The following is a 17,499-nucleotide window of genomic DNA, read 5'->3' as shown; positions in this document are numbered from 1 at the left end:
GCCGCCACGGGGACGGCGGGTCGCGCCGAGCCGACGTATGGTCAACGCCTCGTGGTCGTCGCTCCCGGGTCGCCGCACCGCCGGGCCCATCCCGCGAGCGGTCCGGCATCGACGCACGTCAGACGGGTGGCGCCGGGGGCGACGGCGAGGGCGGAAGCGGCGGTTCGACGAACTGAACGAGGACAATGGGCGAGTGCGGTATCTGATCCTGGGCACCACCGAGGCGTACGACCACCGAGGGCAACCCCTGCCCGTCGGCGGCCCGCGCCTGCGCGCGCTGCTCACCTCGCTCGCCGCGCACGCCACCCGCCCGGCCACCGCGCTCGTCCCGGCCAGGGCCCTGATCGACGACGTGTGGGGCGACGAGCCGCCGCACGACGCCCCCGCCGCGCTCCAGGCGCTCGTCGGACGGCTGCGCCGCAACCTGGGCAAGCCCGCCATCCAGTCCGCCCCCGGCGGCTACCGGCTCGCCGCCGCGCCCGACGAGATCGACCTGGCCCTCTTCGAGCAGCGCGCGGGCGCCGGCCGGCGCGCCCTCGAAGCCGGCGACGCCGCGACGGCCGCCGCGCTGCTGCGCGACGCGCTGGCCCTGTGGCGCGGCCCGGCCCTCGCCGACCTGCCGGACCGCGCGGTGGCCGCGGCCCGCGCCGACGCGCTCCACCTCACCGCGCTCCACCAGCGGATCGACGCGGAACTCGCGCTCGGCCACGGCACCGACGTCATACCCGAGCTGCGCGAACTCATCGCCCAACACCCGCTCGACGAACCCTTCCGCGCCCAACTCATCCGCGCCCTACGGGCCGCCGACCGCTCGGCGGACGCCCTGGCCGCGTACGAGGAGGCCCGCCGCACCTTCGCCGACCGCCTCGGCACCGACCCGGGCAGCGAACTGCGCCACCTGCACGCCGAACTCCTGACGGGTCCACTGGCCTCGACCAATCCGCCCCACCGTCGGGACACGCCGCCGCCCCCTCCCGGCGCCGGCGCCGGGGCCGGGTCCGGGTCCGGATCCGGCGAGCTGGGTACGGTTTCCGCCGCGCAGGCTGTGCCAGCGGATCAGGCCGTACGAGCGGAGCAGCCCGCGGCAGCGGAGCCCGTACCCGACGAGCGGCCCGAACGAGCCGGCCGGGGCGCCTCCGCCACGCCCGCCACGCCCGCGCCGCCGGTCGGGCCGGTCACATCAGCAGAGGGCGCCCAGGGCGGCCCGGACGCTCAGGGCGCCCCGCGCACGCCGGGCGCGGCGGCGGGGGCCGGGGCCGGAGCGGGGAACGGGATCGCCGGGGCGCCGCGGGGCAACCTGCGGTCCCGGCTCACGAGCTTCGTCGGGCGGCGGGCCGAGATCCAGTCGTTGCGGCGGGAGTTGGACGGGGCCCGGCTGGTCACGCTGACCGGGCCCGGCGGCTCCGGGAAGACCCGGCTCTCGGAGGAGGCCGCCGCCACCGTCGCCGCCGCGTACCCCGACGGCGTGTGGATCGCCGAACTCGCCCCGCTGGACAGCCCCGCCGACGTGTCCGGCGCGGTACTCAGCGCCGTCGGCCGTCGTGACACGAACCTGCACGCCGGGGGGCTCGAACCGCGCACCGCGCCGGAGAGCACGTCACCCACCGCGCGCCTGGTCGAACACTGCGCGCACCGCAGGCTGCTGCTCATCCTCGACAACTGCGAGCACGTCATCGAGGCGGCGGCCGAACTCGCCGAGACCCTGCTCACGCACTGCCCGCAGGTCACCGTGCTCGCCACCAGCCGCGAGCCGCTCGGCGTGCCGGGCGAGGCCGTGCGCCCCGTGGAGCCGCTGGCGCCCGCGCCGGCGCACCAGTTGTTCGCCGAGCGCGCCGCGGCCGTGCGGCCGGGCTTCGACCCGGCGCGCGACCCGGAGACGGCCGGGGCGGTCGCCGAGATCTGTCGCAGGCTGGACGGGCTGCCGCTGGCCATCGAACTCGCCGCCGCCCGGCTGCGGATGCTGTCGCCGCGCCAGATCGCGGACCGGCTTGACGACCGGTTCCGCCTGCTCACCAGCGGTAGCCGGACCGTACTGCCGCGCCAGCAGACGCTGCGCGCGGTGGTCGACTGGTCGTGGGACCTGCTCGACGAGCGCGAGCGCACCGTGCTGCTCCGCGCCTCGGTCTTCGCCGGCGGGTGGGACCTGTCGGCGGCGGAGGCGGTCTGCTCGGACGCGCCGCCCGAGCCGCCCGCGCGCCCCGAGCCGCCCGCGCGCCCCGAGCCGCCCGCGCGTCCCGACTCCGCCCGCGCGCCCCGCTCCGCCGCCCCCGCCACGGCGTCCGCCGACGCCATCGACCCCGCCGACGTGCTCGACCTGCTCGGCGCGCTGGTCGACAAGTCGCTCCTGGTCGTCAGGCACACGCCGGTCGCCGCCGACGGCACCGGCGGCGACGCGCGGTACCGCATGTTGGAGACCATCCACGAGTACGTCAGCGAGCGCGTCGCCGAACGCGCGCTGGCCAGCCCGCGCGGCCGGGCCGAGCGCACCGTGACCGCCCGCAGGCATGCCCGCTACTTCCGGGACCTGGCCCAGACCGCCGAACCCCGGCTCCGCTCCGCCGACCAACTGCCCTGGCTGCGCCGCGTGGAGACCGAACTCGACAACGTCCGCGCGGCGCTGCACCGCTGCCTCACTCCGGCCGAGCACCCTGCCACCACCGCCACCACGCGCCCCACCAGCCCCGACCACCCAGCCAGCGGCGGCCTCAGCGACAACCACGACCATAGCCGCAGCAGTCACAGCAGTCACAGCGGCCACAACGACCACAGCCACGGCCACCACCACGGCCACCACCACGGCCACCACCACGGCCACCACCACGACCACGACCGTGGCAACGGCATCGCCGACGCGGAGATGGCGATCGACCTCGTCTTCGCCCTCGGCTGGTTCTGGTGGCTGCGCGACTACCGAACCGAGGGCGCGGGTTGGGTCCGCCGCGCCCTGGCCTTCGAGTCGGCGCACCACCTCGCGGTGTACGAGCCGCCCGGCACCCGAACGCCCGGCCCCGGTGCGTACGCCTCCGACGCGTACGCCTCCGACACGCATGTCTCCGACGAGGACACCTCCCACGGAACCGACGGCAACGGGCGCGACTCCGCCGGGCTCGGTTCCGCCGAGCGCGGGGCCGCCCGCACCCGGACCCGCGCCTGGCCCGCGATCCACGAACCCGACGCGCGCGTCGGCTCCGGCGCGCAACCCGAGTTCAACGGCCCGCCGTCGGCGGACGACCCTGCCGCCGTCGCGCGCTACTGGCGCCGCCTCGACCTGCAACTCCTCCTCTACCTCCTGCTGTCCGAGCAGCGATCGGCCGAGGTGCTGGGCGACCCGGAGGCGCTGGCCGCGGCCCGCGCCATCCGCGACGCGTACGCCGGCCAGCGGGGGAAGGTCGGCGTGCGGTTCCCCGGGCTGCTGTGGCCGTTCGCCGGATACCTCACCGACGGGCACGCGGGCGTCGCGCCGCTGCTCGACCAGGCGGCGGAGAACTGCCGCCGCGACGGCGACGAATGGGCGCTCGGCGTCACGCTGATGTTCCGCACCCACCTGACCATCGACATGACCGGCGGCGTCCACCGCGTCGACCGTGACTGGGCCGAACTACAGGAGATCAGCCGCCGGGTGGGCGACCGCTGGATGCTGACCCAGATCAACGAGGCCAGCGGCGAGTTGGCGGCGGTCCACGGCCGCTACGCGGAGGCCCGCGCCCACTACCGCGAGGCGCTGCGCCTCGCGCGCGAGCTGGGCGCGTACACCGAGACCCCGTTCCTCATCTCCCGCCTCGCCGAACTCACCTTCTCCTGCGGCGACCCCACCGCGGCGACCGCGCTGCTCGACCAGTCGGACGCGGAGGCGGAGCGGTTCGGTGGGGTGGAGGCGCGGGCGTTCAACAGGTCGCTGCGCGCGTCCATCGAGCTGACGCGCGGCGACGTCGCGAGCGCCCGAGCCCTGGCCGACCAGGCCCGCGAGGCGGCCCGGCACGCCTCTCCGCCCCCGCAATTCACCGTGGTGCTGAGCAGCCTGGAGGGGCGGATCGCCGCCGAGGAGGGCGACCCGCGCGGCGGGTTGCGCCGGCTGCGGGACGCGCTGGCCGATGGCAGCGCGGCGAACTGTACGGAGGTGCTGCTCGCCCACGCGGCCGAGACCACCGCGTACGTGCTGGTCAAGCAGGGCGAGCAGCGCGCGGCGGCCCGGCTGCTCGGCGCCGCCGACGGCTGGCGCGACCGGTTGCCACGCACCCCGCTGGCCCGGGCCACGACGGACGGCACCGCCCGCGCGGTGGGGGAGGCCATCGGCGACGCGGAGTGCGCCGCCCTGCGCGCGGCGGGCCGTGGGCTCTCGATCTCCGCCGCGGTCGCGCTGATCAGCGACGTCCTGGCGGCGTCCGACCCACCACCGCCCGGGCCCACCTTGGCCGAGTCGTAATCCGTCCTGACCCGTCCCAGCTCCTACGAGCCCGCCCCAGCTCGTTCTAGCCCGTCCTCGCCTGGCGGGTTGGCGGGTTGCCGGATTGGCGGGTTGTCCGGGCTGACGGGTTCAGCGGTGCGTGGTGGCCGGTGGGCGCGCCGGGCCGGCCGGTGGGTGCCCGGGGCTCAGTGGTCGTGCCGGTCCCGGATCATCTGCCGGGGGGAGTCGACGAGGACGGCGGTGGCGCCGAGCCGCGTCGCGGTGCGCAGATCCTGGGGCGTGTTGATGCCGAGCATCACGATGGGCGTACGGCTCTTGGGACGCCCCTTGTCCGCCGAGCGGAAGCAGTCGACGGATTCGCGGGTCCACAGTTGGGCGGTGACGGCGGACTCCCCTGTGCCGAGGGTGAACTTCTCCTGGAGCGTCACCTGCCGCTTCAACTCGAACCCGGCCCACGAGCCCGCGGGCGGCGTGCTCTTGCACGCGCGCTCCAGGGCCACCTCGGCGAGCCGCTGCCGCGTCGCGTCCCGCGACTCGGCCACCCGCGCCCGCGGGTCCTTGGCCAGCAGCCCGGTGACCTCCGCGTCGGTCGAGTACAGCCGCACCCGCCCCCACGCCCGCTTCTCGTCCAACACCCGCGTCACCGCGTCCACGACGTGCCGGGCCGGCGCCTGCTTGAGGTCGAGGTAGACCTGCTTGCCCGCGGGGACGGCGTCCAACGCGGCGGCCAGCGTCGGTATGCGCACCGGACGCGCGCGGTACGGGTACCCACCCCGCTCGTCCTTGAAGTGGTACCCCGCGTTCAACGCGGCCAGGTCGCGCAACCGGTGGTCCGCGACGGCCCCGGAGCCGTCGGTGAGCGACGAGAGGTCCGTGGGTCGGTACAGCACGGGAACGCCGTCCCGGGTCGCCTGCACGCTCAGCCACTGCCCGTCGGCCCCGGCCCGCAGGGACGTACGGATGGCCACCAACGTGTTCTCCGGGGCGTCGGCCGTGCCCGCGCGGTGCGCGATCACCAGCGGCTTCGACCGGGCGTGCCCGGGCGCCGCGTCGCCGGAGCGCGCGGTGGCCGGGCTGCTGCCGGTGAGCGCGGGGACGGCGGCGGCCAGCACGGCGACGGCCACCGGCACGGAGAGATGACGGCGCATGGGAACTCCTGCGGGGACACGGGGGGACGGACGCCGCGACCCGGGGGGTCGCTGCCGGGCAAGCTAACCCCCGTTGATGAACCAAACGGGTCTACCAGGCGAAAAGGACGGCAACCGGAACGTCAGCCTCCCACCGTCCCACCGTCCCACCGTCCCGCTGCCCCGCAGCCCGCCGCCCCAGCCCGTGCCCACCGCCTCCCGACCGCGCCCGAACGGCCACCGGTACGTTCCCCCCGCCCGCACCATGACCGGCACGTACGCACGGCCACCGATGCGTACGTACGCCACGCCGGCACCCGCCCTACGGGCATCCGGCCTACGGGCACCCGGTCTACGGGCACCCGGCCCACGGGCACCCGCCCGCGCCAGCACCCCGCCCTACCGGCACCCGATGCGCGACTGGGCCCAGTCCCCGAGCGCCACCCGGCCGAAGACCGAGTGCGGCTCCACCACCAGCCGGATCGACTCCTGCCCGGCCAGCGAGACGCGCACCGGAACGGCCGGCTGACCCGCCCGCACGATCCCGGAGCGCCACAGCCTGGTCGCACCGCCGTACACGGCGAACCGCGCCGCGCCCACGCCCTGCGTCAGGTCGTCGAGCCCGACGTGCGCCTCGTACGTCGTGCACGTGCGGTTCAGGTCGATCGTCACCGACGCCGGCGCGTGCATCGTGGCCCCGTGCGCGTACCGCTTGCCGCCGATCGACAGCCCCTCGCGCTGCCACAACGGGCTGCTCTCGACGAGCCGCAGCTCCGGCTTGGTGCCGTCGCCGACGCCCGCGTACTCCAACCGGTTGACCTGGTAGACCGTCGGCTCCGGGCTCGGCGTCGGCGTGGGCGTTGGTGTCGGGGTGGGTTCGGGCTTGGGCGGGGGAGTGGTCGCGGGGGGCGGTGTCGGGCTCGGCGGGGGCGGCTGGGGGACCGGGGTGGTCGGCGTCGGCCGGGGCGCCGGCGTGGGCGCCGTCGGCTGGGGCGTGGGTTCGGGCCTTGGGGCAGGCGTGGGCCTGGTCGCGGCCGGCGTCGGCCGTGGCGGCGCGGGCTCGGCCGGCGGGGGCGGCGGGAGGCTCGGCTCCGGCGGCGGGTTGTGCGGGGTGCCGGGCACCGCGATCGTCGGCTCCTTGGCCCGCGGCTCCTCCTTCGGCTCGGAACCGCCCGAGAGCGCGTACGCGAGGATCGCCCCCGCCACGACCACCACGCCCGCCGCGATGCCCACCTTGGCCGCGGATCCGAGCCCCTCCCCGGCCGCGCCGGCCCCGGCACCCGCCCCGCCTCCCGTGGCCCCGCCGCCGGAGGCCGCCGCGCCCGAGCCGGCCAGGCCGCCGGCCGCTCCGCCCGTCGACCCGCTCGCCGCCGCTGCCGCGCCGGTGGCCGCCCCGGCGCCCGCGGCTCCGGCCGCGATGCCCGCGGCCTTGGCCGCGTACCCGGCGGCGAACCAACCGATGACCGCGACCGGCAGCACCGCCCGCAGCCGCGCGTTCACGTCCGCCACCTCAAGCGCCGCCATGCGGCACGCGGCGCACTCCTCAAGGTGCTTGCGCAACCCGCGCTCGGCCCGCACCCGCAGCCCGCCCCTGGCGTACGCCCCCAGCCGGTCCGCGTACCGCGCGCACTCCCCACTCGCCACCTGCGCCGTGTTGACGTGCGCCTGGAGATACGCCTGCTTGAGCTTCTCGCGCGCCCGGTGCGCGAGGACCGCGGTCGCGTTGTCCGTCAGCCCGAGCAGCGGCGCGACCTCGCGCAACGGCTCGTCCTCCACCGTGGTGTGCCACAACACGGTCTGGTAGTGCTCGGGCAGGCTACGGAACGCCCGCACCGCCAGCGTCCGCTCCGCCTCGTGCATCGCCCGTACGTCCGCGCCCGCGTCGAAGTCGAACCCCGGGGCGCCCTCGTCGCGCGCCGCCGCCCGGGCCGCCGCCGTCTCCGCGAACACCGCGAAGTCCTCGACCAGTTGCTCGCGCTTGGCGGTCTTCGTCCACGCCGCCGCCACCCGGCGCACCGTCGTCAGCAGGTAGGCCCGCACCGCCGTGCGCGGCCCGGCCCCACCCCGCACGGCCTGCAACGTACGGGCGAACACCTCGGCCGTCAGGTCGTCAGCCGTGTCCGCGTCCCGACAGCAGCTCCGGGCGTACCGGCGCACGGCTGGCGCGTGGCGCCGGTACAGCTCCTCGTACGCGCTCCCGTACGCCTCGCCCCCGCCGGCCCGCATCCGCTCCAGCAACTCCGTGTCGGCCAGCGGCGGATCGCCCGCTGAGCCACCACCGGAACCCCCACCCGAGACCCGCCCCTCGGCCCCGGCGGCCTCCCCGACCCCCGAGGCGACCGCACCCGCCCCGGCCGCCGCGTCGGCCCCGGCCGACACACCGGTCCCGGTCGACAGACCGGTCCCGCCCGCCGCGCCGGCTTCGCCATCCGCCGGCTCGCCACCGTCCGGCCGCGCCCCGCCCCGCCCCTGCCGCGCCTGCTGGCCGGCCCTGGCCCGCTGCTGCGGAACGCTGGGCTCGGCGGTTCGGGGTTCGGCCGGTCGGGGTTCGGCCGGTCGGTATTCGGTGGGTCGGAGTTCGGTGGGCTGGGATTCGCTCGGTCGGTTCCTGGGCGGGGGCGGCCCGGGGGCGGACTCGCGCTCGGACGGGCCGCCCTGGCCAGGTATCTGACCGGCCGGGAGGCTGCCGCCGGAGGGGTACGACTCGGCGTCGGTCACCCCGTCCTCTTCACGACCGCACCGTTCGTCCGGCCCCTCAACGCCCATCGACGTAGCCCCCGTACGCACCCTCAGACCCGAACACGCGGCAAGCGTGCCACAGCGGTTGCTGACCCAGTCCTGTCCCTTCCAGCAACCACCCTCCCGGGGTTGCTTCGCAAGGGTGAGCCCCCACGGTTCACCCAAATGGGGAACCCTTTCTGCGCTCCTCACCCCGACGCACCCACCCCCACACCACCCTCCGCACGGCAAACCCTGGCGTCCGCACATACGGCGGGTGGGTACCCCGACAGGACGCCTGCGCACCGGGCGGCCGACCGATCGCTTGTGTTGGCCGCACCATGCGTTGCCGGAGCGAACAGTCACTCACGCGCGGAGTTGGCCCCGTGCTGGGTTGGACCGTGGTGGTGGGCCTCGCGCCGAGTTGGCGGCGGTGGCGGCGGCCTCGCGCGTGGGCTGGCCCGACGGCGGGCCGACGCGCTGGCGGGCCGGCTCCGCGGCTGGCCTCGGCCTCGCGGCGCTGGTGGCTGCGCGGCGGGTTGGTCTCGCGGCGGAGCGACAACGCGGAGGGTCGGCCGCCCGTACGGCTGGCTCGGCCTACGGCTGGCTCAGCGCGGGCTGGCGGCACAGGTTGGCCGAACGCGGGCCGGCCGAGTGATGGCCGGCTGGCAGGGGCCTGCCCGGTGATGGGTTGGCCAGACCGGGCCCGGTGATGGGTTGGCCAGACCAGCGGCCAACGGGCACGAGCCGGTGGAGGGCGCTGCCTGGCTGCCTGACTGGCTAGCTGGTCCGTGACCGAGTCAGGCGTCGGCCCCATGGGCCCGCGCGCCGTGGGAACGGAACGCGGGCCCATGAGCGACCGTCGATCTCGCCGGGTACGGGCACAGGCACGTGCCCGTACCCGGCGGGTGCTCGTCGCGCTGGTGGGTGACGGTGAGGTCAGGCCACCGGGCGCGAGCGGAGCCCGTCCAGCAGGATGTCGAGCAGTCGGGCCGATGCCGCCGCCTGCTGTGCCGCGTCGGGCAGCGACGGGGCAGCCGTCGCTATCACCAACAGCACGTCCGCGACCGTGACATCCGCCCGCAACTCACCCGCGGCCCGCGCGCGGTCCACGAGCTTGCCGACGACCTCGAGGAGCGCCGTGGCACCGCCGTCGTCCGGATTCTGCTGCGCCGTTCCGTCGCTCACCGTGCCGTGCACCGCCGTGGGCCCTGTCGGCGCGGCGGCCACCGGCGCGATCGCGCCCGAGCCGGCTCCCGGCGCGCCCACACCCGCCGCGACGTCGGTTCCGGCGCCCTCCGGCGAGTCCGGCGTGCTGCGCTGCTCCACGAGCCGCAACTCCGGTGCGGCCGGCGGCGACTGCCGCTGGTGCGGAACGCGAGCCTCCTCGGCCTCCGCCTCCGCGTCGACGCCCACCCGCAGCACCTGCGGTGGCAGCAGCCGGCCCGCGCCGGACGCCACCGAGGTCCGCAGGAAGCGCGACAGCGCCGACCACGGCTCGTCCTCCTGGCGGAGTGCGGCGCGCGCCTGGTCAGTGAGGCGCGCCGTCTCCTCCTCGGCTATCCGACGGACCAGCACGTCCTTGCTGGGAAACCGCCGGTAGACCGTGCCGACCCCGACTCGGGCCCGGCGCGCCACGTCCTCCATCGGCGCCCCGTAACCCAGCTCCCCGAACACCTCACGAGCAGCTCGCAGCACGTGTTCGAGATTGCGCTGAGCGTCTACGCGCAGCGGCGTATTGCGGCCATTCCCCCCGTCCGTCGTGGCAACGCTGGATGACCAATGCGAACTCTGAATGTGCATAACCGATCCCCCGGTAATGAACGTCTCCCCCCGGAGACTCCCCGCCCTGGCTGCCGGGGCTGTGTCGACACCCCGACGAAGTACGAACATAGTTGAGCCCAGGTCAAGAATGAAGGGGTAGTTCCGTCCAGAGCGCCCCCCGATCGGAGTACGCGGCCGATCTCTCCCGATTCGCCGCTGGCCCAATGCCCCGCGATCGCGCGCTGACCTGCGCACCTTCCCGTCATGTGACCGAACCAAAGCCTCCACTTCCCCCGAACCCTCCGGTCATACATTTCGTCAGGGCTGTGGACAAAGTCCGGTTGGGGGTGCGTCATGGGAGGGTGAAGGAACCCGCGCGCATTCTTGTTGTCGGCGGTGGCTACGTCGGGATGTACACCGCGCTGCGCCTCCAGCGGAAGCTGAAGCGCAGCGAGGCGCAGGTCATCGTGGTCGACCCCGAGCCGTATATGACCTACCAGCCGTTTCTCCCCGAGGCGGCGGCCGGTTCGATCTCCCCGCGGCACGTAGTGGTGCCGCTGCGCCGGATCTTGCCGAGATGCCAGGTGGTCATTGGCGAGGTCACGACGATTGATCACGCCAAGCGCACCGCCGCCGTCCGTACTCTCGCGACCGCCGAGGAAGGCGCCGGCGCGATCGAGATTCACTACGACGAGCTGGTACTCGCGCCCGGGTCCGTTTCCCGTACTCTCCCGATCCCCGGATTGGCCGAATTTGGAATCGGTTTCAAGACCGTCGAGGAGGCCATCGGGCTGCGTAATCACGTCCTGGAACAGCTCGACATCGCCTCGTCCACCCGCGACCCGGAGGTCCGGGACGCCGCGCTCACCTTTGTTTTCGTGGGTGGCGGCTACGCGGGCGTCGAGGCGCTCGGCGAGCTTGAGGACATGGCGCGATACGCCGCGCGCTATTACCACAACCTCTCACCAGATGACCTGAAATGGGTGCTGGTCGAGGCCACCGACCGCATCCTCCCCGAGGTCGGCGAGGAGATGGGCCAGTACGCCGTGCGCGAGCTGCGCAGGCGCAACATCGACGTACGCCTGGAGACGCGGCTCGACTCCTGCGAGAACCGCGTGGTCGTCCTGAACGACGGCACCCGGCTGCCGACGCGCACGCTCGTGTGGACCGCGGGCGTCAAGCCGCACCCGCTCCTGGCCGCCACCGACCTGCCCACCAACGGCCGCGGTCGGCTGCCGTGCACCCCGGCGCTGCGGCTGAAGGACGTCGACCACGCCTGGGCCGCGGGCGACGCCGCCGCCGTACCCGACGTCACCTCGGACGACCCCGACGCGCTCTGCGCCCCCAACGCCCAGCACGCCGTGCGCCAGGCCAGGGTGCTCGCCGACAACATCGTCGCCACCCTGCGCGACCAGCCGCTCGCCGACTACGCGCACAAGTACGTCGGTTCGGTGGCCTCGCTCGGCCTCCACAAGGGCGTGGCGCACGTCTACGGCCGCAAGCTCAAGGGGTACCCCGCATGGTTCATGCACCGGGCCTATCACCTCAGCCGAGTGCCGACCCTCAACCGCAAGGCGCGGGTGCTGGCCGAATGGACCTTGTCCGGGCTGTTCAAGCGGGAGATCGTGTCGCTCGGCTCGCTGGAACACCCGCGCGCCGAGTTCGAACTCGCCGCCGGCACCGGCCGCCACCCGGAAGCCAGCTAGCCGCGCGTCACACCGCGCACGCGGAGCCGGGAACTCCCCCGGCGCGACTGGCGTCTGACGGATGTCAGTCCGGTCGGCCACACTGGACGTGTGACCATGGGTGGGCTCGTATCTGCGAAGAGTGACAAGCACGAGGATCTGGACGTTTGCTGCATCTCCCAGGGGCCATGCCCCCGCACTGCTGTCCGCCACCCCGCGTCGGTGCGCCGCTCTGCCACGACTCCGCGAGGTAATCCTCTGTGAACTTCACGCGTTGGAGCGTCCTCTTCCCTGGTTCCCAGCGACGTGCCGCCCGCGGTGACCGCGCAGCGCGCACCCCGTCGACGGCCGCCGGCTCCGTCCCGGCGGCCCGCGGCGAACGGGGCACCGCCGGACCCGGTCCCGAGGCCACCGCCGGCTCCCGCCCCGACCCCGGCGAGGTCCCCACCCTCGAAGAACTGTCGGCCCAGGCCCTGTTCACCCAGGTCCCGGCCCCGGTCGCGGTCGTCTACGGCCCTGACCACCGCATCGCGTACGTCAACGAGGCGTACGCGGCCCTCTTCGGCACCTGCACCCCCGGCCTCCCCGCCCGCGAGGCGCTCCCCGAACTCCAGGAGATGGGGCTGCTGCCGCTGATGGACCAGGTGCTGCGCAGCGGCACGCCCCGTACGGTCAAGTCGCGCCGCGTGCCGCGCGGCGGCCTGGCGACACCACCCGCACCGGGCGCGCAGGACGCGGAACCCGCGCACGCGAGCCCGCGCGCCCCCACCCAGCCAACCCCGCGCCCCGACACGCCACCGACCGCACCCACCGGCCCGACGCCCACCGCCGCCCCCGACGACGCACCCACGACGGACGGCACCCCGTCCCGCGCCACCGGCACCTCGGCTCGGGCAGACGGCGCCCCGAACCGCACCGACGGCCGGCCAGCGCGCGCCGGCGGCGGAGCGGTACGCATCGGCGGAACCGCCCTCCTCCGCGGCGTGCTCCGCGGCGCCAGCGGACCACCCACCCCACCCGTCACCTCCCGCCCAACAGCACCACCCGAACCGGGCACGTCGGCCCAGCCCGACTCCCGTCCGCCCGACTCCACGCCGCACACCGAGGCGTCGCCTGGTGACGCACCGGCCGACGCCGCCACCACCGAGACCGCGCCGACCGCGCCGACCGCGCCGACCGCGTCGGCGGCGACCGGCCCGGCCGCCGCCAGTGCCGCGGCCACCGCAGGAGAAGGCTCGACCACGGGACCCGGCTCGGCCCCGGGACGCGGCCCGGCGGTGGACGGCAAACCGGCCCCAGACGACGGCTCGGCCACGGAAGGCGACGCCGCGACGAACCGAGGCCCGGCCACGGAACGTCGCCCGGGCCCCGCCCCGTCACCGACAGCGGCACAGGCCGCGGCACCCGCACCGGCCACCGCACCGCACCGCGCCCCGAGCACCCCGCACGGCTCGGACACCACCGCCGAAGCCGCCCACCCTCGCGGCGCGACCCCGGCCCCGGACGTGATGCGCGGCGGGGCCCGACGCACCGGCGCACCCCGTACCGCGACCACCCCCGCCGAGCCCGCCACGGCGTCCACCACGGACTCGCCCGCGACACCGGCTCCAGCCCAGGCGTCGGCTCCAGCCCCGGCGTCGGCTCCAGCCCAGGCCGCCGACCTGACCGCCGACCCCATCTGTGAGGCAGTCGCCGACCCGCTCGCCGATCTGGCCATCGAGCCGCTCCACCACGCTGACCCGGAACCCCGCGCGGTGCCCGGCGCCCGGGGCGGGCCCGAGCGACACACCCGCGGCTGGCACTGGCCGGGCGCCGCCCGCCTGGCCCCACGCGTGGCACCCACCGCCGCGCCGCCCGCCCCGCGCGCCCGCGACAGCTACTACACCTTCACCTGCACCCCCATCCAGGTCGCGCCACCGCTCGCCGCCACCACCAGTCACCCCGACACCGCCTCGGCCGCCGCCACCGAGGCGACCCCCACCCCGCACAGCGCTCCCCCCTCGGCCTCGCACGCCATCCCCGAGGCCACCCCGACCACCGAGGCCGACACCGCACCGGCCCCCGCCCTCACCGACTCCGCGCCCACCGACCCCCGGCCCGCGGACTCCACCCCCGGCGCCCCGACGAACCCGTCGACGAACCCACCCCGGGCGCACAACGCCGCAGCCCCGGCGGCACCTGACGCCTCCCGGCCGTCACACGCCGAACCGTCACACGCCGAACCGTCACACGACGCCTCCCAGGGCGGGGACGCCCCGCGACCCACCCCACCCGACGCGCCGACCGACGACGCCCCGTCACCCGCCCGACTGATCATCGACACGCCGAGTCACCCGACCCCGGCCACCCCCGCCACCGACGCTCCGCTCGGCACCGTCCCACCCGCCCAGCAACCCACCACCTTCTACCGGGGCGTCCTCGTCTACGCCGCCGACGTCACCGACCAGGTCGAGGCGGTCGAGCGCCTCCGCGTCAGCGAGCGCCGCCAACGCGAGGCCGCCGTCACCCTCCAGCGCAGCCTCCTCCCACAGAAGCTCGAACAACCCGACGACCTACGCGTCGCCGCCACCTACCAACCCGGCGGCACGGAGGCGGCGGTCGGCGGCGACTGGTACGACGTGATCACCCTCGGCGCCGGCCGCACGGCCCTGGTCATCGGCGATGTCATGGGCCGCGGCCTGCGCGCGGCGGCCGTCATGGGCCAGTTGCGCACCGCCGTACGCGCCTACGCCCGTCTCGACCTCCCGCCCCACGAGGTGCTGCAACTCCTCGACGGCCTGGCCGCCGAGATCGACGCCAGCCAGATCGCCACCTGCGTCTACGCCGTCCACGACCCCAACGAGGGCCGGCTCATCTACGCCTCCGCCGGGCACCTGCCCATCCTGGTCCGCGACCCCGACGGCACGGTGCACCGCGCCGCCGAGCCCACCGGGCCGCCGCTGGGCACCGGCGGGTGGCTGCACGCCTCGGGCTCGGTACCACTGAGCCCCGGCTCCAGCGCCGTCCTGTACACGGACGGCCTGGTCGAACGGCGGGACCGGGACATCGACGAGGGGGTGGCCGACCTGGAGCGCGCGTTCGCCGGCGCCGCCGGCTCGCCCCAGGTGATGTGCGACCGGCTGATCCGGTCGCTCGGCATCACCGCCGACCACGACGACGACGTCGCCGTCCTGGTGCTCCAGCACCCCGCCCGCACCGGGCACGACGCCGAGCTCTTCCACAACGCCGCGCTCGAACTGCTCGGCGGCGTCGAGGCCGCGCCCCGCGCCCGTGCCTTCGCCTCGGGCGTCCTCGCGAGCTGGCGGTTCCCGACCGAGCTCCGCGACCTCGGTGTCCTGGCCACCAGCGAACTCGTCGCCAACTCCCTCCAACACGGCACACCCCCCATGCGCCTGCGCCTCCGGCGCACCGATCGCCGACTGATCATCGAGGTGACGGACGGGGACGACCACCTGCCCCGGCGCCGCCGCGCCGAACCGGCCGACGAGGCCGGCCGCGGTATCTCGATCATCGCCACCATCGCCTCGTCCTGGGGCTCACGCCGCACCCCCGACGGAGGCAAAGCGGTGTGGTGCGAGTTCGCCCTGCCCCGCCACTGACCCCGGCGTGCGTCAGCCGGGGCGTGTCGCGGCGGGGCCGGGCTCAGCTCACCCTCCGCCGGAGCCTCCGGGCTCAGGCAGCCGTGGTCACTGGCCCCCGCTGGGGCTCGGGTATCGGAGCCCCGGCGTCGGCCTCCGCGCGCGGGCTGGGACCGGGAACGGTCGCGGGGGCTATCGCGGCGTGCAGTGGGTTGTCCTGGAGTGGCGTGAGCCGCCGCCCCATCCGCAGCGCCAGCGCCGTGATGCCGAGCGAGCACCCGATGAGCATCACGATGTACGCCACGTACAGACCACCGCCTGCCATCAGGCCACCCACCGCCGGCCCCACCGCCAGGGCGAGCTGCTTGACCAGCGCGAACGCCGAGTTGTACTGCCCCACCCGCGAACCGGGCGCGAGGTCGGCCACCAGCGGCGCCACGGTCGGCGACAGCATCGCCTCGCCGAGTCCGAACAGCGCGTACGTCGAGATGATCGCCGCCGTGGCCATCGCCTGGCTGCCGTGGATCAGGCCGGAAGCCCCGGCGACCACCCAGGCCACCGTCCAGATGAGCCCGACCAGAGCGATCACCCGGCTGCGTCGCCGTCCCTCGACCAGTTTGAGGACCACGAACTGCGCGATCACGATGACCGCCGTGTTGGCCGCCAGCGCCACACCCAATGTCGCGGGTGAGATGCGGGTGACCTCCACCGCGAACGCCGAGAGTCCCGACTCGAACTGTCCGTAGCAGGCGAAGAACATCACGAAGCCCAGCACACAGAGCTGGACCATCGCCCGGTCAGCGAGCAGCACACGCCATCCGCCCTTGGCGCCCTTGTCGGCCGGTATCGCGTCCTCGACCTTCGGGACCTGGGGCAACCGCACGGTGGCGATCGCCGCCCCCAGCACCAGGAACATCGCGGACTCGATCGCGAAGAGGCGAACGAAGCTCGACGGGTGCGCCGTGTCCACCAGCAGCCCGCCCAACAGGCCACCGAGACCGAGGCCCAGGTTGTTGAGGAAGAACTGCGTCGCGAAGGCACGCGAGCGCGTCGCCGGCGTCGAGCACCACACGATCATCGTGGCCAGCGCGGGCTGGATCACCGCGATACCCGCACCGAGCATGCCGGCCGCCGCGATCACCGCTGGCTCACTGGACGCGAGCCCGAGCCCTATGGACCCGATGGCCGCGGCGACCGTTCCCGCGATGGCGACGGGCAGCGGCCCTCGCCGGTCGATGACCCGACCGGTGAAGGGGAGCACGACAAGCGCGGCCACCGCGAACGTCGCGAGCACCACGCCCGCGGTGCTCGCACCAAGATCGCGAACCTGTGCCACGTAGATGAACAGGAACGGGACGGTGAAGCCGTTGCCGAACGCGCTCAGCGCGTTGCCCAGCTGGATACGGCGCAACGCGGCGCCCATCGCGGTGGTCACACTCACCTGCCTAGGTAGGAGAAGAGACGGAACAGAGAAGAGAGCTGAGTCTCGAAGACTTCAGCCCTAAAGTTCGATGCTTAAGAGTACACAGAGAAGGACTTCAATGCCAAGGTGGCCCGTGTCATACTGCCCGGCATGCCCGAGACACCCACGCCGAGCGAGAGTGCGAGCGAGCCGACCCTCGAGGAACAGATCGCGGCCTACCAGCGCGAGTTCCGCGACCTCGACCCCCAGGTCGAGCAGGTCGTCTCCGCCCTCCAGCGCCTCAACCGGCGCATGAACGTCGCGTACGGCCGCCAGACCACGACCCTCGGCATCAGCAACGCCGAGTGGGAGGTCCTCAAGGCCCTGGTCCTCTCCGGGGCCCCCTACCGACTCGGTCCCGGCGAACTCGCCAAGCGACTCGGGCTGACGCCCGCCGCCATGACCCACCGGATCGACCGCATGGCCGCCGAGGGGCTCGTGACGCGGGAGCGGGACGAGAACAACCGCGTCCGCGTGATCGTGGAGCTGACGGACGAGGGCCGGGAGCAGTGGCTCGCGGCGATGCGGCTGGCGACGGTCTTCGAGGAGGACCTGCTCCAGGACCTCAGTACGGCCGAACGCCACCTCCTCGGCGAGCTGCTCACCCGGCTGCTGCGCCGCGTGGAAGAGGCCCAGCCCGACGCCGGCGGCCGGCTCACCGACCTCGACTGACCCAAGTTGACACACCCTGGACCCGTCCGTAGTGTTCTCCGAGTTGCCACGGCGCCGTAACGGTTCTGTAGCAGCGCCTCGCGCCGCA

General features: G+C 74.8%; 8 protein-coding genes. 4 read left to right on the top strand and 4 right to left on the bottom strand.

The genetic code is table 11. The annotated features are described in order from the left end of the window. The first annotated feature begins 193 nt into the window (after positions 1–193). Positions 194–4,423, top strand: coding sequence for a BTAD domain-containing putative transcriptional regulator (locus AC3CHW_RS14400; protein ID WP_488470693.1), 4,230 nt, complete (start codon positions 194–196; stop codon positions 4,421–4,423). Positions 4,424–4,590: 167 nt separating this feature from the next. Here AC3CHW_RS14400 and AC3CHW_RS14395 read toward each other — a convergent pair whose 3' ends face one another. From AC3CHW_RS14395 to AC3CHW_RS14385, 3 genes are all read right to left on the bottom strand, one after another. Beyond that, positions 4,591–5,553 carry a glycerophosphodiester phosphodiesterase family protein gene (locus tag AC3CHW_RS14395; RefSeq protein ID WP_488470692.1) on the bottom strand — a complete coding sequence of 321 codons (963 nt, stop codon included), beginning with the start codon at positions 5,551–5,553 and terminating at the stop codon, positions 4,591–4,593. Positions 5,554–5,931: 378 nt separating this feature from the next. Next, on the bottom strand, positions 5,932–7,929 hold the full coding sequence (locus AC3CHW_RS14390) for a sigma-70 family RNA polymerase sigma factor (RefSeq protein ID WP_488471054.1): 1,998 nt from the start codon (positions 7,927–7,929) through the stop codon (positions 5,932–5,934). Positions 7,930–9,189: 1,260 nt separating this feature from the next. After that, positions 9,190–10,053, bottom strand: a complete 864-nt coding sequence (locus AC3CHW_RS14385) for a TetR/AcrR family transcriptional regulator (protein WP_176163287.1) — start codon at positions 10,051–10,053, stop codon at positions 9,190–9,192. Positions 10,054–10,376: 323 nt separating this feature from the next. Between AC3CHW_RS14385 and AC3CHW_RS14380 the strand changes: the two genes are divergently transcribed. Continuing rightward, positions 10,377–11,720: an NAD(P)/FAD-dependent oxidoreductase gene (locus AC3CHW_RS14380; protein WP_398608735.1), complete on the top strand. Its 1,344-nt coding sequence runs from the start codon at positions 10,377–10,379 to the stop codon at positions 11,718–11,720. Positions 11,721–11,959: 239 nt separating this feature from the next. Next, complete coding sequence (locus AC3CHW_RS14375) at positions 11,960–15,298, top strand: ATP-binding SpoIIE family protein phosphatase (RefSeq protein ID WP_488470691.1); 3,339 nt, start codon at positions 11,960–11,962, stop codon at positions 15,296–15,298. 73 nt (positions 15,299–15,371) lie between these two features. On the opposite strand, the gene AC3CHW_RS14370 is transcribed toward AC3CHW_RS14375, so the two are convergent. After that, on the bottom strand, positions 15,372–16,700 hold the full coding sequence (locus AC3CHW_RS14370) for an MFS transporter (RefSeq protein ID WP_488471053.1): 1,329 nt from the start codon (positions 16,698–16,700) through the stop codon (positions 15,372–15,374). 150 nt (positions 16,701–16,850) lie between these two features. On the opposite strand from AC3CHW_RS14370, the gene AC3CHW_RS14365 reads away from it, so the two are divergent. Continuing rightward, complete coding sequence (locus AC3CHW_RS14365; protein ID WP_187062714.1) at positions 16,851–17,411, top strand: MarR family winged helix-turn-helix transcriptional regulator; 561 nt, start codon at positions 16,851–16,853, stop codon at positions 17,409–17,411. The last annotated feature ends 88 nt before the right edge of the window (positions 17,412–17,499 follow it).

The organism is Streptomyces sp. MGP-BFMKR1 (assembly GCF_057766585.1).
This window is presented reverse-complemented; position numbering and strand designations above follow the sequence as displayed.

Excerpts from the sequence above, each read along its gene's own strand:
- AC3CHW_RS14385 (WP_176163287.1), bottom strand. The coding sequence starts at position 10,053 with ATGCACATTCAGAGTTCGCATTGGTCATCCAGCGTTGCCACGACGGAC.
- AC3CHW_RS14370 (WP_488471053.1), bottom strand. The coding sequence starts at position 16,700 with ATGGGCGCCGCGTTGCGCCGTATCCAGCTGGGCAACGCGCTGAGCGCG.
- AC3CHW_RS14395 (WP_488470692.1), bottom strand. The coding sequence starts at position 5,553 with ATGCGCCGTCATCTCTCCGTGCCGGTGGCCGTCGCCGTGCTGGCCGCC.
- AC3CHW_RS14365 (WP_187062714.1), top strand. The coding sequence starts at position 16,851 with ATGCCCGAGACACCCACGCCGAGCGAGAGTGCGAGCGAGCCGACCCTC.